The 18,999-nt window shown below is 72.1% G+C and carries 15 protein-coding genes and 2 pseudogenes; 9 read left to right on the top strand and 8 right to left on the bottom strand.

The window, feature by feature from the left end; genetic code table 11:
- Position 1: 1 nt before the first annotated feature.
- Positions 2 to 211: pseudogene (locus RV986_RS13350) on the bottom strand (tautomerase family protein); the annotation flags it as partial.
- 171 nt (positions 212 to 382) lie between these two features.
- Between RV986_RS13350 and RV986_RS13345 the strand changes: the two are divergent.
- From RV986_RS13345 to RV986_RS13335, 3 genes are all read left to right on the top strand, one after another.
- Positions 383 to 1,282, top strand: a complete 900-nt coding sequence (locus tag RV986_RS13345) for an MmyB family transcriptional regulator (RefSeq protein WP_475917606.1) — start codon at positions 383 to 385, stop codon at positions 1,280 to 1,282.
- Positions 1,283 to 1,488: 206 nt separating this feature from the next.
- A complete protein-coding gene (locus RV986_RS13340) occupies positions 1,489 to 2,994 on the top strand; it encodes a 3' terminal RNA ribose 2'-O-methyltransferase Hen1 (protein ID WP_475917605.1) in 1,506 nt (501 codons plus the stop codon).
- Positions 2,991 to 5,540: a polynucleotide kinase-phosphatase gene (locus tag RV986_RS13335; RefSeq protein ID WP_475917604.1), complete on the top strand. Its 2,550-nt coding sequence runs from the start codon at positions 2,991 to 2,993 to the stop codon at positions 5,538 to 5,540. The genes RV986_RS13340 and RV986_RS13335 overlap by 4 nt, the downstream gene beginning before the upstream one ends.
- Before the next feature lie 152 nt (positions 5,541 to 5,692).
- Here the strand turns inward: RV986_RS13335 and RV986_RS13330 are convergent, their stop codons facing one another.
- The gene (locus tag RV986_RS13330; protein WP_475917603.1) at positions 5,693 to 6,586 is read right to left on the bottom strand and encodes a hypothetical protein; all 894 of its coding nucleotides are present in this window, start codon (positions 6,584 to 6,586) and stop codon (positions 5,693 to 5,695) included.
- The gene (locus RV986_RS13325; protein WP_475917602.1) at positions 6,583 to 7,632 is read right to left on the bottom strand and encodes an SPFH domain-containing protein; all 1,050 of its coding nucleotides are present in this window, start codon (positions 7,630 to 7,632) and stop codon (positions 6,583 to 6,585) included. Before RV986_RS13325 ends, RV986_RS13330 begins: the two co-directional genes overlap by 4 nt.
- A 169-nt stretch (positions 7,633 to 7,801) precedes the next feature.
- Here RV986_RS13325 and RV986_RS13320 point away from each other — a divergent pair, with 169 nt between their 5' ends.
- Both RV986_RS13320 and argF read left to right on the top strand, forming a co-directional pair.
- Complete coding sequence (locus tag RV986_RS13320) at positions 7,802 to 9,031, top strand: arginine deiminase (RefSeq protein ID WP_475917601.1); 1,230 nt, start codon at positions 7,802 to 7,804, stop codon at positions 9,029 to 9,031.
- 110 nt (positions 9,032 to 9,141) lie between these two features.
- A complete protein-coding gene (argF, locus tag RV986_RS13315) occupies positions 9,142 to 10,149 on the top strand; it encodes an ornithine carbamoyltransferase (protein ID WP_475917600.1) in 1,008 nt (335 codons plus the stop codon).
- A 36-nt stretch (positions 10,150 to 10,185) separates the two neighbouring features.
- Here the strand turns inward: argF and RV986_RS13310 are convergent, their stop codons facing one another.
- Positions 10,186 to 10,623, bottom strand: a complete 438-nt coding sequence (locus RV986_RS13310) for an ATP-binding protein (RefSeq protein WP_475917599.1) — start codon at positions 10,621 to 10,623, stop codon at positions 10,186 to 10,188.
- A 369-nt stretch (positions 10,624 to 10,992) separates the two neighbouring features.
- Here RV986_RS13310 and RV986_RS13305 point away from each other — a divergent pair, with 369 nt between their 5' ends.
- Complete coding sequence (locus RV986_RS13305; RefSeq protein WP_475917598.1) at positions 10,993 to 11,820, top strand: enoyl-CoA hydratase family protein; 828 nt, start codon at positions 10,993 to 10,995, stop codon at positions 11,818 to 11,820.
- Positions 11,805 to 14,168 (top strand): bifunctional salicylyl-CoA 5-hydroxylase/oxidoreductase, encoded by a 2,364-nt coding sequence (locus tag RV986_RS13300; RefSeq protein WP_475917597.1) that lies wholly within the window; start codon positions 11,805 to 11,807, stop codon positions 14,166 to 14,168. The genes RV986_RS13305 and RV986_RS13300 overlap by 16 nt, the downstream gene beginning before the upstream one ends.
- A gap of 3 nt (positions 14,169 to 14,171) precedes the next feature.
- On the opposite strand, the pseudogene RV986_RS13295 reads toward RV986_RS13300, so the two are convergent.
- From RV986_RS13295 to RV986_RS13285, 3 genes and pseudogenes are all read right to left on the bottom strand, one after another.
- Positions 14,172 to 14,330: pseudogene (locus RV986_RS13295) on the bottom strand (adenylyl-sulfate kinase); the annotation flags it as partial.
- Between the two features lie 61 nt (positions 14,331 to 14,391).
- Positions 14,392 to 15,213: a PaaX family transcriptional regulator gene (locus RV986_RS13290; protein WP_475917596.1), complete on the bottom strand. Its 822-nt coding sequence runs from the start codon at positions 15,211 to 15,213 to the stop codon at positions 14,392 to 14,394.
- Positions 15,214 to 15,228: 15 nt separating this feature from the next.
- Positions 15,229 to 16,914, bottom strand: coding sequence for an AMP-binding protein (locus RV986_RS13285; RefSeq protein ID WP_475917595.1), 1,686 nt, complete (start codon positions 16,912 to 16,914; stop codon positions 15,229 to 15,231).
- A gap of 148 nt (positions 16,915 to 17,062) precedes the next feature.
- Here RV986_RS13285 and RV986_RS13280 point away from each other — a divergent pair, with 148 nt between their 5' ends.
- Together RV986_RS13280 and RV986_RS13275 are read left to right on the top strand one after the other, a co-directional pair.
- Positions 17,063 to 18,301 (top strand): acyl-CoA dehydrogenase family protein, encoded by a 1,239-nt coding sequence (locus RV986_RS13280; protein ID WP_475917594.1) that lies wholly within the window; start codon positions 17,063 to 17,065, stop codon positions 18,299 to 18,301.
- 22 nt (positions 18,302 to 18,323) lie between these two features.
- Positions 18,324 to 18,725 (top strand): RidA family protein, encoded by a 402-nt coding sequence (locus RV986_RS13275; protein WP_475917593.1) that lies wholly within the window; start codon positions 18,324 to 18,326, stop codon positions 18,723 to 18,725.
- Between the two features lie 10 nt (positions 18,726 to 18,735).
- Here the strand turns inward: RV986_RS13275 and RV986_RS13270 are convergent, their stop codons facing one another.
- A complete protein-coding gene (locus RV986_RS13270; RefSeq protein WP_475917592.1) occupies positions 18,736 to 18,930 on the bottom strand; it encodes a DUF5999 family protein in 195 nt (64 codons plus the stop codon).
- Positions 18,931 to 18,999 lie beyond the last annotated feature (69 nt).

Below are 18,999 nucleotides of genomic sequence, written 5' to 3'. Positions count from 1 at the left end.
TCTCCGGTGTCTGCTGAAGCTTGGCGAGGGTCAGGACGTCTCCGCCGAAGCCCCAGCCGCCGTCGGCGACCTCCTCGACCAGGACGAGGGTGTTGGCGCGGGCACGCTCGCCGTAGATCTCGGCGTACAGGTCGGTGGTGCGGGTGATGATCTGTTCCTTCTCCTTCTCGGTGAGGGTGCCGGCGGGGATCTTGAAATTCGCGAAGGGCATGGTCGTTCTCCCGGCTTTCCGGTCGGAGTACGTGCGGTACCTGGACACCTGGACACCTGGACCTCACGATCGGCCCCCGCCGCGCTCCCGGCCAGGGCTGCACCCACCCTGGGGTTGTCACCCCCAGGCTCGGACCTCGTCCGGCGCACGACGATGGGCGACGATGAGGGGGTGAACCTTTCCGAGCTCGCCGCGTTCCTGAAGTCCCGCCGCGACCGGATCCGACCGGCCGACGTGGGCCTGCCCACCGGTCCGCGGCGCCGGGTGCCGGGCCTGCGGCGCGAGGAGGTAGCCCAGCTGGCCGGACTGTCGGCGGACTACTACACCGAGCTGGAACGCGGCCGCGGCGCCCAGCCCTCGGAACAGGCCCTGGCCGCCCTCGCCCGCGCGCTGCGGCTGGGCGGCGACGCCCGCGACCACCTGTTCCACCTGGCCGGTCGCCCCCTCCCGCCCGCGGCGCACGGCCCGACCGCGCATGTCCAGCCGGCCCTGCTCGGCCTGCTGGACCGGCTCGGCACGACTCCGGCGCAGGTCATCACCGATCTGCACGAGACCCTTGTCCAGAACGCGGCGGCCGTCGCGCTCGTCGGCCGGCCCCCGGCGGTGAGCGGCCCGGCGGCGAGCCTCGTGTACCGCTGGTTCACCGACACGGCCGCCCGAGCGACCTATCCGCCGGACGATCATCCGCACCACTCCCGGGTCTTCGTGGCCGACCTCCAGGCGGTGGCCGCCCGGCGCGGTCGCGACAGCGAGGTGGCCGGCATGGTGGCCGCGCTGCGGCGGCGCAGCGAGGAGTTCGCCGTGCTGTGGGACACCTACGACGTCGCCCTGCGCCGGACCGATCACAAGCGCATCGTCCACCCCGTGCTGGGCGTCATCGAGCTGGACTGCCACAGCCTGTTCAGCGAGGACGGACGCCAGCGCCTGCTGTGGTTCACCGCCCCGCCCGGCACCGAGGGCGCCGCCCAGCTCGAACTGCTCTCCGTCATCGGCACCCAGGACATGAGCGCGAACGAGAACGCCGACGAGAGCGGGAGCGTGCACCGGAACCAGAGCCTGCACCAGGACTAGCGAGGGAAAATTCCCGGGTCCGCCAGGGGCGTTCGCTATACGTTGGGGCGAGCGCGCCGACGACAGGCCGGGAGCAGTGATTCCCCCGGCGCGCCCTCCCATCGCTGTGGTTCACCGGCGTTCGACGCATGTGCACACCTGGTGCGCGGCGTTGGACGGCAGGGTACGTATCCGCAGCTCAGAAGACGTTTCGAGGCAGACTCACAGTGTTCCTGACGATCAGTACCACCGGTACCCCGGAGCGCCCCGCCACCGACCTCGGCTTTCTGCTGCACAAGCATCCCGACAAGGCGCAGGCGTTCTCGACCTCCTACGGCACGGCCCACGTTCTCTACCCCGAGGCGTCCGCCGAGCGCTGCACCGCGGCGCTCCTGCTGGAGGTCGATGCGGTGGCGCTGGTCCGGCGCGGCAAGGGCAAGGGCCGCGGCGGCGCACCCGACGCCGCGCTCGCGCAGTACGTCAACGACCGCCCGTACGCCGCCTCGTCGCTGCTCGCCGTGGCGCTCAGCGCGGTGTTCTCCAGCGCGATGAAGGGTCAGTGCGCCGCGAAGCCGGAGCTGCCCGCACGGCCGCTGCCGCTCCGGATCGAGGTGCCCGCACTTCCCGCCAGGGGCGGCGCCGACCTCGTACACAAGCTGTTCGAGCCGCTCGGGTGGACGGTGACGGCCGAGGCCGTGGCGCTGGACGCGGAGTTCCCCGGGTGGGGCGACTCCCGCTACGTACGCCTGGAACTGGAGGCGTCGGGTCTGACGCTCGCCGAAGCGCTGCGCCACCTCTACGTCCTGCTCCCGGTGCTCGACGACGCCAAGCACTACTGGGTGTCCTCCGACGAGGTCGACAAGCTGCTGCGGGCGGGCGAGGGCTGGCTGCCGGACCACCCCGAGCAGAAGCTGATCGTCGGCCGGTATCTGTCGCGCCGCTGGTCGCTGGCGCGGGAGGCGATGGAGCGGCTGGAGCTCGTACGGCTCGCCGAGGCCGACGACACCGAGGTCGAGGAGATCGACAACGCGGTCGACGAGGAGGCGGACACGGAGGAGAAGCCGATCCCGCTCGCTGTCCAGCGCCGGGACGCGATCCTCACCGCGCTGCACGCGTCGGGCGCGGCCCGCGTGCTCGACCTCGGCTGCGGTCAGGGTCAGTTGGTGCAGGCGCTGCTCAAGGACGTGCGGTTCACCGAGATCGTCGGGGTCGATGTGTCGATGCGCGCGCTCACCATCGCCTCGCGACGGCTGAAGCTGGACCGGATGGGCGAGCGGCAGGCCGCGCGCGTGCGGCTGCTGCAGGGCTCGCTCGCCTACACCGACAACCGTCTCAAGGGGTACGACGCCGCCGTGCTGAGCGAGGTCGTCGAGCACCTCGACCTGCCCCGGCTGCCCGCCCTGGAGTACGCGGTCTTCGGCTCCGCCCGCCCCCGTACGGTCCTGGTGACGACGCCGAACGTCGAGTACAACGTCCGCTGGGAGACCCTCCCGGCCGGACACTCCCGGCACGGCGACCACCGCTTCGAATGGACCCGGGAGGAGTTCCGGGCGTGGGCCCACCAGGTGGCCGGGCGGCACGGTTACGACGTGGAGTTCACGCCCGTCGGCCCCGACGACCCCGAGGTCGGTCCGCCGACCCAGATGGCCGTCTTCACCCTCGCCACCGCCACCGCCACCACCCCCGCCCCCGCCACCACCCCGACCACCACGAAGGAGGAGAAGGCCGCATGACCGGCGACGACACCACCCAGGGGCGCAGTCTGCCCGTCACCGACCTCTCCCTCGTCGTCCTGATCGGCGCGTCCGGCTCCGGCAAGTCCACCTTCGCCCGCCGGCACTTCAAGCCGACCGAGGTCGTCTCCAGCGACTTCTGCCGTGGCCTGGTCGCCGACGACGAGAACGACCAGAGCGCCAGCGGCGACGCCTTCGACGTCCTGCACTACATCGCGGGCAAGCGGCTCGCGGCAGGCCGGCGCACGGTCGTGGACGCGACCAACGTCCAGCAGGAGAGCCGCCGCCGGCTGATCGAGCTCGCCAGGACGTACGACGTGCTGCCCATCGCGATCGTGCTGGACGTGCCGGAGGAGGTGTGCGCCGAACGCAACGCCTCCCGCACCGACCGGTCCGAGATGCCGCGCCGCGTCATCCAGCGCCACATCCGCGAACTCCGCCGCTCCCTGCGGAGCTTGGAGCGCGAGGGATTCCGGAAGGTGCACGTTCTGCGGGGCGTGGCGGAGATCGAGAGCGCCGAGGTGAGGACGGAGAAGCGGTTCAACGACCTGGCCCACCTCACCGGCCCCTTCGACATCGTCGGAGACATCCACGGCTGCGCCTCCGAGCTGGAGACCCTGCTCGGCAAGCTCGGTTACGCCGACGGGGCGCATCCGCAGGGCCGTACGGCCGTCTTCGTGGGCGACCTCGTCGACCGCGGCCCGGACACCCCGGGTGTCCTGCGCCGTGTGATGTCCATGGTCGCGTCCGGCAACGCCCTGTGCGTGCCCGGCAACCACGAGAACAAGCTCGGCCGTCACCTCAAGGGCCGCAAGGTCCAGCACTCCCACGGACTGGCCGAGACCATCGAGCAGTTGGACGGCGAGAGCGACGAATTCCGCACCCGCGTGCGGGAGTTCGTCGACGGACTCGTCAGTCACTACGTCCTCGACGGCGGGCGGCTCGTGGTCTGCCACGCCGGTCTGCCCGAGAAGTACCACGGCCGTACGTCGGGCCGGGTGCGCTCGCACGCGCTGTACGGCGACACGACCGGGGAGACGGACGAGTTCGGCCTGCCGGTGCGCTACCCGTGGGCGGAGGACTACCGGGGCCGCGCGGCCGTCGTCTACGGTCACACCCCGGTCCCGACGGCCACCTGGCTGAACAACACCATCTGCCTCGACACCGGCGCGGTGTTCGGCGGCAGGCTCACCGCGCTGCGCTGGCCGGAGCGCGAGCTCGTCGACGTACCGGCCGAGCGGGTCTGGTACGAGCCGACGAAGCCGCTGGCCTCCGAGGCGCCCGGCGGTCACGAGGGCCGTCCGCTGGACCTCGCGGACGTGCGGGGACGGCGGGCCGTCGAGACGCGGTACGCCGGGCGGGTGGCGGTGCGCGAGGAGAACGCGGCGGCGGCTCTTGAGGTCATGAGCCGGTTCGCGATCGACCCGCGCCTGCTGCCCTATCTCCCGCCGACGATGGCCCCGACCGCCACCTCCCGGGTGGAGGGCTATCTGGAGCACCCCGCCGAGGCCTTCGCCCAGTACAAGGAGGACGGCGTCGACCGGGTGGTGTGCGAGGAGAAGCACATGGGGTCGCGGGCGGTGGCGCTGGTCTGCCGGGACGCGGGGGTGGCGCGGGAGCGGTTCGGTGTGGCCGAGGGGCCCACGGGTTCGCTGTACACCCGTACCGGCCGGCCCTTCTTCGACGACGCCGCCGTCACCGAGGAGATCCTCGGGCGGCTGCGGGCGGCCGTGGGGGCGGCGGGTCTGTGGGAGGAACTGCGCACGGACTGGCTGCTGCTCGACGCCGAGCTGATGCCGTGGTCGCTCAAGGCGGCCGGGCTGCTGCGCAGTCAGTACGCGGCGGTCGGCGCCGCGTCCGGGGCCGTGTTCCCGGGGGCGCTGGCCGCGCTCGAAGGTGCCGCGGCGCGGGGTGTCGACGTACGCGAACTGCTCGGCAGGCAGCGGGAGAGGGCCGCCGACGCGGCGGCGTTCACCGAGGCGTACCGGCGGTACTGCTGGACGACGGAAGGGCTGGACGGGGTGCGGCTCGCTCCCTTCCAGATCCTCGCCGGCCAGGGCCGCAGCCTCGCCGCGGTGCCGCACGACGAGCAGCTCGCGCTCATCGACCGGCTCGTCGAGCAGGACGGGAGCGGGTTGCTGCAGACGACTCGGCGGCTGTTCGTGGACACCGGGGACGCGGAGTCCGTGCGGGGCGGGATCGACTGGTGGCTGGAGATGACCGGGCGCGGCGGTGAGGGCATGGTCGTCAAGCCGGTCGGCGCGGTGGTGCGGGGCGGGCAGGGGCGGCTGGTGCAGCCGGGCGTCAAGTGCCGGGGGCGTGAGTACCTGCGGATCATCTACGGTCCGGAGTACACGCGTCCCGAGAACCTCGCCCGGCTGCGGGGGCGGTTCCTGAACCACAAGCGGTCGCTCGCGCTTCGGGAGTACGCGCTGGGGTTGGAGGCGTTGGACCGGCTGGCGGAGGGGGAGCCGTTGTGGCGGGTGCATGAGGCGGTGTTCGGGGTGTTGGCGCTGGAGTCGGAGCCGGTGGACCCACGTCTGTAGGAGTTTCTCGCCCCCGCCGCCCCTACCCGTCCCATCCCCTGGGGCTCCGCCCCAGACCCCGGGGTGGTTCTTCGGCTGCGGGCCGGTGGGGGCCGGGCGCGCAGTTCCCCGCGTCCCTGGGGCGGGGGCTTCGCCCCGCGCTCCTGAAAGATTCAGCTCACCAGGCGCAGCCTCACCCCCGCCACCCCCACCCGTACCGTCTGCCCCCACACCAGCTCCACCGCGTCGCCCTCCATACCGTCCCCGAACGCGATGAGGCGGTCGGACTCGACCGTGAGGGAGAGGCGGGCGGAGGCGGTGAGGGAGCCGGCCACGAGGGACGTGCCGGTGGCCGGTGACGGCCAGGCCTCGCGGACGAACCAGAGCAGACGTTCGTCCGTGGGGCCCGGCAGCGGCAGGACGCCCCCGCGCTCCTGCCAGACCGAGCGGAGCCACCCGCCGGCCCCCGTTCCGGTACCGATCAGCACCCCGGAGGAGGCCTGGGGCTCGACGGCACCCCCGTACTCGTCGAGCCCCAGCCGATAGCGGGCCGTCTGATGGCTCGCGGTTCCCAGATAGATCTCGTTCAGCGCGAGCAGCCGTTGGGTGTCGTCCGCGACCGCCTCGACCATGGTCAGCTCGTCGGCCCGGCCCCCGTGCGCCGAGGCGAGCAGCGCGCCCGCGTCCTGGGAGCGGTGCCGTACCAGCACCCCCGGATTCCGCCCGGGGTCGGTGTCGATCCCCACCACCGGCTGTCCCGTCAGGTACTTGGCGACGTTCGCCACCAGCCCGTCCTGCCCGACCACGACCACCACGTCCTCCGGCGCGAAGAGGAAACGGTCCAGGTCCTGGCGTTCGACGCGCGCTTGACGCCATGTCAGAGGGACCGCGGACACCACCTCGGCCAGCGCCTCCCGGGCCCGCCGGTGCCGCTCGGCCACCTCCGCGATGTCCCGCCCGCGCGAGGAGAGGAAGAACGCCGCCTGTCCGTGCGTCCCGTGCCGGGCCACCAACTCCTCGTACTCCGTGGTGCGATGGACGAGGACGACCCGGGGTGCGAGGCTCACCGCGCCGGTTCCCCGGAGGTGCCGTGGCCCAGCCTGGCGAGCAGCCCCGTCAGGACGTCCGGCGACACCGTGACGCTGTCGATGCGGGGCAGGTTCTCGGCGAGCCGGGTGCCCGTCAGGGCGTGCAGCGTGGCGACGTCCACCTCCTCGTGGACCCGCAGCCAGGCGGCCTGCGCCGTGGCCCGCGCCTCGCCGACCTCGCGCGCGGCCGTGGCCTCGGCCTTGGCGAGCCGTACCACCCGGGTGCCCTCCGCCTCCGCGAGGCGTACGGTGCGGGCCGCCTCCGCCCCGGCCCGCACCGCGTCGGCCGCCGCGTGCTCCTCCGCCTCGCGGCGCGCGTTGGTGCCGCGCTGGTCGACCAACTGCTCCTCGCGCCGGGCGAGTTCGATCTGGCTGGCGAGCTCGTTCTCGGCGATCGCCCGCTCCCGCTCGACGGCGACGGCCCGGCGCTCGTACGTCGCCTTGTCCGCCTCCTGCTGGATCTGCTCGCGGGCGGGGGTGCGCAGCGCCCGCTCCACCTCGGGTTCCGGGCGCAGCGCGACGACCCGTACGGCCACCACCTCGATCCCCGTCGCGGGCAGCCGGGGCTCGTCGGCGAGTCCGCCCGCGATCCGCTCCCGTACCGCCGCGACGCCGTCGACCAGGGCTGACGCCAGCGACGTACGGGCCAGCACGTCCAGCGCGTGCTGCTGGGCCGTCTCGGTCAGCAGCGAACCCAGCTGTTCGAGGGGCGCGCCGCGCCAGGCGCCGGTGTCGGGGTCGATGGAGAAGTCCAGGCGCGCGGCGGCGATCGCCGGATCGACGATGCGGTAGGTGACGGTCGCCTGCACCGCGACGTCCTGGAAGTCGGACGTACGGGCGTGGAAGGTCATCGCCAACTCGCGGTCGTCGACCGGAACTTCGGAGAGCGCGGCGGTCAGTGAGGGGTACCAGAAGCTGAGCCCGGGGCCGTCGTGCACCAGTCGGCCCGACCGGTGGTGGCGCACATGGGCGGTCGGCGCCCCGCGCAGATGGCGCCGGCCGAGACGCCGGGTGATGTCGGCCATGGGTACCCCCTCGTCGCCGGGTGTCGATCCGGGCGACCCGCTGTGATGGCTTTTGTCGTCGCATTGACGATAACGAAGAGACCCCCTTATCGTCAAGGGGACGAAATGAACTCGTCCGTCTCCCGTCGATCCGCGGGTGAACAGGCGTCCGGATGGTCAGGATGGAGGCATGGGATTCCACGTCGACTCCGAGGCCGGGCGGCTGCGCCGCGTCATCCTGCACAGGCCCGATCTCGAACTCAAGCGGCTCACCCCCAGCAACAAGGACGCCCTGCTCTTCGACGACGTGCTGTGGGTGCGCCGGGCCCGCGCGGAGCACGACGGGTTTGCGGACGTGCTGCGCGACCGCGGGGTCATCGTCCACCAGTTCGGTGATCTGCTCGCGGAGGCCCTGGGGATACCGGCCGCCAGGTCGCTCGTCCTGGACCGCGTCTTCGACGAGAAGGAGTACGGGCCGCTCGCCACCGACCACCTCCGGGCCGCCTTCGAGACCCTGCCCGCCCCGGAGCTCGCGGCCACGCTGATCGGCGGGATGACCAAGCGGGAGTTCCTGGACGCCCACCCGGAGCCGACCTCCGTGCGCTTCCATGTCATGGACCTCGACGACTTCCTGCTCGGCCCGCTCCCCAATCACCTCTTCACCCGGGACACCTCCGCCTGGATCTACGACGGGGTCTCCATCAACGCCATGCGCTGGCCGGCCCGGCAGCGCGAGACCGTGCACTTCGAGGCGATCTACCGGCACCATCCCCTCTTCCGCGACGAGAGCTTCAACCTCTGGTCGCAGGGGCAGGCGGACTATCCCTCCACCATCGAGGGCGGTGACGTGCTCGTCATCGGCAACGGCGCGGTGCTCATCGGGATGAGCGAGCGGACGACTCCGCAGGCGGTCGAGATGCTCGCGCACAAGCTGTTCGCCGCCGAGTCCGCCCGTACGATCGTGGCGCTCGACATGCCCAAGCGGCGGGCCTTCATGCACCTCGACACCGTGATGACGATGATCGACGGCGACACCTTCACCCAGTACGCGGGCCTCGGCATGCTCCGCTCGTACACCATCGAACCGGGCGTGGGGGACAAGGAGTTGAAGGTCACCGACCATCCGCCGGAGCACATGCACCGGGCGATCGCGGCGGCGCTGGGGCTGAACGAGATCCGGGTGCTGACCGCGACGCAGGACGTGCACGCGGCGGAGCGGGAGCAGTGGGACGACGGGTGCAATGTCCTCGCGGTGGAGCCGGGGGTCGTCGTCGCCTACGAGCGGAACGTGACCACCAATACGCATCTGCGGAAGCAGGGCATCGAGGTGATCGAGATTCCCGGGAGTGAGCTGGGGAGGGGGCGGGGCGGGCCTCGGTGCATGAGCTGCCCCGTGGAGAGGGACGCGGTGGGGGTTTGATGTCGGGCTCGCAGGGCCTCCCGAGAAGTCGCCGTATATAAATGTTGACCGTCGTATAGACTTGCATACGTTTCTTTGTTCGCCCCGTCCCCGTACCCCTGGAGCGCCCCATGGCGACAGTCCCGACCGCCCTCGCCGGACGCCACTTCCTCAAGGAGCTGGACTTCGCCGAGGAGGAGTTCCGCGGTCTGATCGAGCTGGCCGCCGAGCTCAAGGCGGCCAAGAAGGCCGGGACCGAGACGCAGTACCTGCGGGGCAGGAACATCGCGCTGATCTTCGAGAAGACCTCCACCCGTACGCGCTGCGCCTTCGAGGTCGCGGCCGCGGACCAGGGCGCCTCGACGACCTACCTGGACCCGACGGGCTCGCAGATGGGCCACAAGGAGTCGGTGAAGGACACCGCGCGCGTCCTCGGCCGCATGTTCGACGCGATCGAGTACCGGGGGGACAGCCAGGCCGCCGTCGAGGAGCTGGCCGCGTACGCCGGAGTGCCCGTCTACAACGGTCTGACCGACGACTGGCACCCCACCCAGATGCTCGCCGACGTGCTCACCATGACCGAGCACTGCGACAAGCCGCTCGGCGAGATCGCCTTCGCCTATCTGGGGGACGCCCGTTTCAACATGGGCAACTCCTACCTGGTCACCGGTGCGCTGCTCGGCATGGACGTCCGGATCGTCGCCCCGCGGGCCTACTGGCCCGCCGACGAGATCGTCGCCCGCGCCCGCAAACTCGCCGAGAGCAGCGGCGGCCGCATCACCCTCACCGAGCACCTCGCGGAGGGCGTCCACGGCGCCGACTTCGTCGCCACCGACGTCTGGGTCTCCATGGGCGAGCCCAAGGAGGTGTGGGACGAGCGCATCGGCGCGCTGTCCCCGTACGCCGTGACGATGGACGTGCTGCGCGCCACCGGCAACCCGGACGTGAAGTTCCTGCACTGCCTCCCGGCCTTCCACGACCTCGGCACCAAGGTCGGCCGTGAGATCCACGAGACCCACGGCCTCGACTCGCTGGAGGTCACGGACGAGGTGTTCGAGTCGGCGCACTCGGTCGTCTTCGACGAGGCCGAGAACCGGCTGCACACCATCAAGGCGGTCATGGTCGCCACCCTGGCCTGACCGGGAGTCCCCTCGGGGCCCGGCCCGAGGCGGAGGCTACGCCGGACGTCGCTGAACGGGTATCACGGGCAGTCTGAACCAGACCGCCTTGCCGGAACCGGTGGGGCGGTGGCCGCAGGAGGAGCTGAGGGTGCGGATGAGGAGGAGGCCGCGCCCGTGCTCCTGCCAGGGGTCGGGCTCGCCGGACGGCTCGGGCACCGTGAGGTCGCCCGGCGGCTCCGGGTCCGGGTCGTGCACCTCGACCTGACAGCCGGTCGGCATCAGCTGCACGACCAGCTCTATGGGACCGTCCCCCGCGGTGTGCTCCACGGCGTTGGCGACCAGCTCCGCGGTGAGCAGCTCCGCGGTGTCGCTGTCGGCCGCGTGCTTCAGCTCGGCCAGCGCGGTGCGGACCAGGGCACGGGCGACCGGCACGGCCGCGGCGGTGTGCGGCAGCGCGATGCGCCAGGAGGCGGGGGCGGGGATGTCGTGCAAGGCGGGTCCGTTCGTGGAGCAGGCTGTCCTGCTTTCAACTTTAGGAATGGTACGGCCCGGCCGGACAGAGACGTTCGGGGGGCGCTTTCAGGGTCATTCGGTGCGCATCCTCCAAGGACGTTCGGCGGGACGTTCGGCGGGACGTTCGGCGGGACATTCGGCTCGGCATGAGGCTGCGTACCCAGGTCGACGCTCCGTCTCCCGCGAGGTGCTGCCGTCGTTACGGGGTTATCGAGGTTCCGTGACCCGGTGACGGGAAACGGTCAGTTCGCGACGGCGTTATCGCGTGCACGTGACGACAGTCACAGAGTGGTGATAGCTTCATGGAGTAGCGCAGACCGCCGCCCCCGCCCGAGGAGGCCGCCCGTCATGAGTCCCTTCACCGGCTCCGCCGCCCGCACCCCCGACTGGCAGCACCTCAGGTGCGCGGTCGCCGACGGGGTGGCCACGGTCACCCTGGCCCGCCCCGAGAAACTCAACGCCCTCACCTTCGGCGCCTACGCCGACCTGCGGGACCTGCTCGCCGAGCTGTCCCGCGAGCGGTCGGTGCGGGCCCTGGTACTGGCGGGGGAGGGGCGCGGCTTCTGCTCCGGCGGCGACGTCGACGAGATCATCGGCGCGACCCTGTCCATGGACACCGCCCAGCTCCTCGACTTCAACCGGATGACCGGACAGGTCGTACGGGCCGTACGGGAGTGCCCGTTCCCGGTGATCGCGGCGGTGCACGGGGTCGCGGCGGGCGCCGGAGCCGTCCTCGCCCTGGCCGCCGACTTCCGGGTGGCCGACCCGAGCGCCCGGTTCGCCTTCCTCTTCACCCGCGTCGGGCTGTCCGGCGGCGACATGGGCGCCGCCTATCTGCTGCCCCGGGTCGTCGGGCTCGGCCACGCGACCCGGCTGCTGATGCTCGGCGAACCGGTCCGCGCGCCCGAGGCCGAACGGATCGGCCTGATCAGCGAGCTGACCGACGAGGGCCGTGCGGACGAGGCCGCCCAGCGGCTGGCCCGCCGTCTGGCCGAGGGCCCGGCCCTCGCGTACGCCCAGACCAAGGCCCTGCTCACCGCCGAACTGGACATGCCGCTCGCCGCCTCCGTCGAACTCGACGCCTCGACCCAGGCCCTCCTGATGACCGGCGAGGACTACGCCGAGTTCCACGCGGCGTTCACCGAGAAGCGGACGCCGAAATGGCGGGGGCGATAGCCGTGACCGCGCGGCCGTGCGCCGCCCTGCGCGTCGCCGTCATCGGCGGCGGCCCCGGTGGGCTCTACACCGCCGCGCTCCTCAAGCGGCTCGACCCCGGCCGCGAGGTCACCGTCTGGGAGCGCAACGCGCCCGACGACACCTTCGGCTTCGGTGTGGTCCTGTCCGACGAGACGCTCGGCGGGATCGAGCACGCCGACCCGGTCGTGTACGCGGCGCTGCAGGACGAGTTCGTGCGCTGGGACGACATCGACATCGTGCACCGGGGAGTTCGTCACACCTCGGGCGGCCACGGCTTCGCGGCGCTCGGCCGGCGTCGGCTCCTGGAGATCCTGCACGAACGCTGCCGCTCGCTCGGTGTGGAGCTGCGCTTCCGGACCCAGGCCCCGCCGGTCGCCGAACTCCTGGCGGCGTACGACCTGGTCGTCGCCGCCGACGGGGTGCACAGCCTCACACGGGCGGAGTACGCGGAGGCGTTCGGACCGTCCGTGCAAGAACACCGGTGCCGTTACATCTGGCTCGCCGCCGACTTCGCCTTCGACTCCTTCCACTTCGAGATCGTCGAGACCGAGCACGGCGTGATGCAACTGCACGGCTATCCGTACTCCCGCCCGTCGCCCGACCACCACCCCTCAACGAGGCCCTCCGGGCCACAGAATCAATTCGGCGCCTCCACCGTCATCGTCGAGATGCGCGAGGAGGTCTGGCGGGCGGCCGGTTTCGCGGAAGCCGACGAGGCCGAGTCCGTCGAGCGGTGCGCCAAGATCTTCGCGGACGCGCTCGGCGGACGCCAGCTGCGCTCCCACCACTCGGCCTGGACCACCTTCCGGACGGTGGTCAACGACCACTGGTCGACCGCCCATCTGGTGCTCCTCGGCGACGCCGCGCACACCGCCCACTTCTCCATCGGCTCCGGCACCAAGCTGGCGGTCGAGGACGCGCTTGCCCTGGCCGCCTGCCTGGAGGAGCACACCGACCTGCCCGAGGCGCTGATGGCGTACGAGGAGGAGCGGCGCCCCGTCGTCGCGTCCACACAGCGGGCGGCGCGCGCCAGCCTGGAGTGGTTCGAGAACCTGGGGCTGTATCTCGGCCAGCCCGCCCGTCAGTTCGCGTTCAACCTGCTCACCCGCAGCCGCCGTGTCACGCACGAGAACCTGCGGCTGCGCGACGCGCGTTTCACGGCTGCGGTCGAGCGCGAGTTCGGCTGTCCGCCGGGTACGCCGCCGATGTTCACCCCGCTGCGGCTGCGCGGTCTGACCCTGCGCAACCGGGTCGTCGTCTCACCCATGGACATGTACTCGGCCGTGGACGGCGTCCCCGGCGACTTCCACCTCGTCCACCTGGGGGCACGGGCGCTCGGCGGCGCGGGCCTGGTGATGACCGAGATGGTGTGCGTGAGCGCCGAGGGCCGCATCACACCCGGCTGCGCGGGCCTCTACTCACACCAGCAGGCCGAGTCCTGGCGGCGCATCACCCGCTTCGCACACGCCCAGGCGCCCGGTACCGCCATCGGCGTACAACTCGGTCACTCCGGCCGCAAGGGCTCCACCAAGCTGATGTGGGAGGGCATCGACGAACCGCTGGAGGAGGGCAACTGGCCGCTCGTGGCCGCCTCCCCGATCCCGTACGGACCGCGCAGCCAGACACCCCGCCAGCTGTCCCGCGCCCAACTCACCGACATCCGGGAGCAGTTCGCGGCCGCCGCCTGGCGCGCCGCCCGCTGCGGCTTCGACCTCCTCGAACTGCACTGCGCGCACGGCTATCTGCTCTCCGGCTTCCTCTCGCCGCTCACCAACCGGCGCACCGACGCGTACGGGGGCGCGCTGGAGCGCAGGCTGCGGTTCCCGCTCGAAGTCTTCGACGCCGTACGGGCCGTGTGGCCGGAGGAACGGCCCATGACCGTCCGGATCTCCGCCACCGACTGGGCCGAGGGCGGCAACACCGGGGACGAGGGCGTCGCGATCGCGCGGGCCTTCGCCGCGCACGGCGCCGACGCGGTGGATGTGTCGACCGGGCAGGTGGTCGCCGACGAACACCCCGAGTACGGCCGCTCGTACCAGACGCCGTTCGCCGACCGGATCCGCCACGAGACCGGCCTCCCCGTGATCGCCGTCGGCGCGATCTCCTCCTGGGACGACGTCAACTCCCTGATCCTGGCCGGACGCGCGGATCTGTGCGCACTCGCCCGGCCGCACCTCTACGACCCGCACTGGACGCTGCACGCGGCGGCCGAGCAGGGGTACGAGGGTCCGGGTGTGGCCTGGCCGAAGCCCTACCGCGCGGGCAGCAGGCGCCCGCAGACCGGACGCACCGACGCCCCCAAACCCCGGCTTTCACTGGGGAGTTGATGATCACCGAAGGGCGTTATCCGGGGGCTGGGCGGAGAGGTCGGCCATGCCCGCCGTGAGCGTCGAGCCGTCCGCCGGGTCGAGCGGTGGCTCGTACGGGTCGTCGACGCCGGTGAGTCCGGTGAGCCGGCCCGCGGCCCGCCGGGCGTACAGACCCTTTACAGGCGACCAGGCCGATGCGCTGGGCTGAGGGTTCCCTTAGCGCCTCATGATGTAACTGACCTCACACATCGGTGGGATCGGTGAAGCTCGCCCCCGTGTCCCGCAGCCGCTCGTGCAGCGCCCGGAACACGGCCGCCGAGCGGACGCCCGGCCAGTCCTGCGGCAGCAGCGCGGCGGGCAGCCCGGGGTCGGCGTACGGAAGGTGGCGCCAGGTGTCCAGGGCGAGCAGATAGTCGCGGTACGCCTCCTCGGGCGGTGTGTCCGCGCGCCGCTCCCAGGCGTGCAGCACGGTCGCGTGCTGGTCGAGGAACGCCTCGTGCTGCTTGGCGATCGCGGCCAGGTCCCACCAGCGCGCGACCGCGTCCGCCGTCGCCGCGAAGCCCAGGTGCTCCCCGCGGAACAGCTCCACGTACGGATCGAGCCGCAGCCGTGCCAGGGTGTGCCGGGTCTCCTCGTAGACCCGGGCCGGGGCGAGCCACACCCCGGGGGCCGCCGTCCCGAAGCCGAGACCGGCGAGGCGTGAGCGCAGCACGTGCCGCTTCTGCCGCTCCGACTCCGGTACGGAGAAGACGGCGAGCACCCAGCCGCCGTCCTCGGGAGGCGTCGTCGCGTACACCCGCCGGTCGCCGTCCTCCAGCAGTTGGCGTGCGTCCGTCGACAGCGCGTACCCCGCGGCCCCCGCCGCCGTACGGGCCGGTTCGAGCAGCCCGCGGCGCTTGAGCCGGGACACCGACGAGCGCACGGAGGGCGCGTCGACGCCGACCGCGGCGAGGAGCCGGATCAGCTCGGCCACCGGAACGGGGCCGGGCATGAAACGGCCGTACGCGCCGTAGAACGTGACGATGAGGGACCGGGGGGCGTGCTGCTCTGACACGTTGATCACTCTAGTGCTCGAAGATCACTTGGGATCGCCGCCGGTGGACACATCACTCTCCGGCGCGGATGGCGAGGGGCCCTCCGGACTCGGCGGCGGGGCGTCCGTACGCAGCCGGAAGCGCTGCAGCTTCCCCGTCGCCGTGCGCGGCAGCGCGTCCAGGAAGACGAACTCGCGGGGGCATTTGTACGGCGCCAGCTCGGACTTGAGAAAGGCGCGCAGCGCCTCGGCGTCCTTGTCCGCGCCGCCCCTGAGGACCGCGTACGCCACCACGACCTGCCCGCGCGCCTCGTCGGCCCGCCCCACCACCGCCGTCTCCACCACGTCCGGGTGGCGCAGCAGGGCGTCCTCGACCTCGGGCCCCGCGATGTTGTACCCCGCCGAGATGATCATGTCGTCGGCGCGGGCGACGTACCGGAAGTAGCCGTCCGGGTCGCGTACATAGGTGTCGCCGGTGATGTTCCAGCCGTCGCGCACGTACTCCCGCTGGCGTGGGTCGGCGAGATAGCGGCAGCCGACGGGCCCGCGTACGGCCAGCAGTCCGGGTTCGCCGTCCGGCACCGGCACCCCGTCGGCGTCGACCACGCGCGCGTGCCATCCCGGGACGGGGACGCCCGTGGTGCCGGGGCGGATGTGCTCGTCGGCGGCGGAGATGAAGATGTGCAGCAGTTCGGTGGCGCCGATGCCGTTGATGATGCGCAGTCCGGTGCGGGTGTGCCAGGCCCGCCAGGTCGCGGCCGGCAGGTTCTCGCCCGCGGACACACAGCGCCGCAGCGAGGCCGTGTCGTGCCCGGCCAGCTCCGCCAGCATCGCCCGGTAGGCGGTCGGCGCGGTGAACAGCACGGAGACGCGGTGCTCGGCGATCGCGGGCAACAGCTGCCTCGGACCCGCCTGTTCCAGCAGCAGGGAGCAGGCCCCGGCGCGCATCGGGAAGACGACGAGTCCGCCGAGCCCGAACGTGAAGCCGAGCGGGGGACTGCCGGCGAAGATGTCGTCCTCGCGCGGCCGCAGCACATGCTTGGAGAAGGTGTCCGCTATCGCCAGCACATCGCGGTGGAAGTGCGCACAGCCCTTGGGCCGACCGGTGGTCCCCGAGGTGAACGCGATCAGCGCGACATCGTCGGCCGCCGTGTCGACGGCCGTGAACGGCTCGTCCGGGGCGCCCGTGATCCGCAGCAGCAGATCGTCGGGCGCGTCGCCGCCGTACGGGGTGATCCGCAGTCCCGGGATCTCCGCCTTGGCCAGGTCGTCGACCGACCGTACGTCGCACAGCGCGTGCGTGACGTGGGCGATCCCGCACATGGCGGTCAGCTCGTGCGGGCGCTGCTGGGCGAGCACGGTGACGGCGACCGCGCCCGCCTTCAGGACCGCCAGCCAGCACGCGGCCAGCCAGGGGGTGGTGGGCCCGCGCAGCAGCACCCGGTTGCCGGGCACGACGCCCAGCTCGGCCGTCAGGACATGGGCGATCCGGTCCACCCGGTCGAGGAGCTGCCCGTACGTCCACAGGTCGCCGGACGGCGTACGGAAGGCGGGGCGCTGCGGATGCTTGTCCGCGAGGAGTTCGGCGGCGCAGTTCAGCCGATCGGGGTAACGCAGCTCGGGCAGGTCGAAAGGGAGTTCGGGCCACTGTTCGGGGGGCGGAAGGTGGTCGCGGGCGAAGGTGTCGACATGGGCCGAGGTCTTCGGCCCCAGGGTGCCGCCGGGGTCCATGGAGGTTCGCCCCCTTGTCTTGGTGGGCTCGCGTCTCACGTCTCGCACAAGGAGCGTATCGTGTTGGTGACGACAGTCAACGTCCCGCGATAACCTGGGTTTCGAGGCCGGCAGGGCAGACGGCCCGACAGGGGAGAGGGAACCGGCAATGACCGCATTCTCGCTCGATCCGGAGCAAACCGCCTGGCGCGCCGAACTGCGCACCCTGGCCACGGAGCAGCTGCGCCCGCTGGCGGAGAAGGGCGAGCCCGGCCACGTCAACCGACCCCTGGTCGCCGAGTTGGGCCGGCTCGGGCTGCTCGCCCGTCTGTTCACCTCGGGCGCCCTCGACCTGTGCCTGATGCGGGAATCCCTCGCGCACGGCTGCACGGAGGCCGAGACGGCGCTCGCCCTGCAGGGTCTGGGCGCGCATCCGGTGCACATGTACGGCACCCGGGCCCAGCGCGAGCACTGGCTGCCCCGGGTCTCGGAGGGCAGCGCGGTGGCCGCCTTCGCGCTCAGCGAGCCGGGCGCGGGCTCCGATGCGGCCGCCCTGGCGCTGCGCGCGGAACGGGACGGCCCCCAGGTCGACGATTCCTCGCCCGCGGGGCCCGGTACCTCTCCCGTCGCCGAGTCGCAGGCCTCGTCCGTCGCCGAGTCGCAGGCTTCTCCCGTCGCCGAGTCCGACGGCTCCGGTCGCTGGCGGCTCACCGGCGAGAAATGCTGGATCTCCAACGCCCCCGAGGCCGACTTCTACACGGTCTTCGCGCGCACCACCCCGGGCGCCGGATCCCGCGGCGTCACGGCCTTCCTCGTGCCCGCCGACCGCCCCGGCCTCGCCGGCAGTCCGATCGACATGCTCTCCCCGCACCCCATCGGCTCCCTCACCTTCGACGCCGTACCGGTGACGGCGGACGACGTGCTCGGCGAACCCGACCACGGTTTCCGGGTCGCGATGCACACCCTCAACCTCTTCCGCCCGAGCGTGGGCGCCTTCGCGGTCGGCATGGCGGAGGCGGCGCTGGGGGCGACGCTCACGCACACGGCCGGGCGGGAGGCGTTCGGCGGCACATTGAAGGATCTGCAGACGGTGGCCCACCAGGTCGCCGAGATGGCGCTGCGCACGGAGGCGGCCAGGCTGATGGTGTACGCGGCGGCGGCGGCCTACGACGCGGGGGCCCCGGACGTACCGCGGCGCGCGGCGATGGCGAAGCTGCTGGCGACCGAGACGGCCCAGTACGTGGTCGACGCGGCGGTCCAGCTGCACGGCGCCCGCGCCCTGTGCCGAGGCCATCTGCTCGAACACCTCTACCGGGAGGTCCGCGCGCCGCGTATCTACGAGGGTGCGAGCGAGGTCCAACGGGCGGTCATCGCCAAGGAGCTGTACGCGTCGGTGAAGGTGCCGTGAGCGCCGAGACCTTGGAGGTCCCATGAGCGGCATCGAGCGCGTCAACCCGCCCGAGCTCTCCCCGCCCACCGGCTTCTCGCACGCCGTCGTCGCCACCGGCACCCGCCTCGTCTTCCTGGCGGGCCAGACCGCGCTGGACACGGACGGGAAGGTGGTCGGCGATACCCTTCCGGAGCAGTTCGAGAACGCGCTGACGAACCTGCTGACCGCGTTGCGGGCCGCGGGGGGAACCCCGGCCGACCTCGCACGGGTCACGGTCTATGCCACGGACGTCGCCGGCTATCGCGCCGAGGCCCCCGAACTGGGGCGCGTCTGGCGGCGGTTGGCGGGTCGCGACTATCCCGCGATGGCCGTGGTAGGGGCCGCCCGCCTCTGGGACGAACGGGCCCTGGTCGAACTGGACGGCTTCGCGGTGCTGCCCTAGGGAACGACGGTCAGGCGGCGACGGCCAGCTTCTCGGCGAACACCCGGTGCGGAGCGACCACGCTGCCGTCGGGGAGCAGTTCACCGCTGTCGTCGAAGACGATCGCGCCGTTGCACAGCAGGCTCCAGCCCTGCTCGGGGTGGGCCGAGACGATGTGCGGAACATTGGAGTCCGCGGACGGGCACAGGGGTCGGTGGGAACACATGACGCACCTCCACGTCGGATGCGATGAGTGTCGGCGGCGCGGTCGCCGCCTCGCATGGTTAAGACCATG

Source organism: Streptomyces sp. RLA012 (assembly GCF_056270325.1).
The sequence above is the reverse complement of the archived record's forward strand: the minus strand, read 5'-3'. Positions and strand labels throughout refer to the sequence as shown.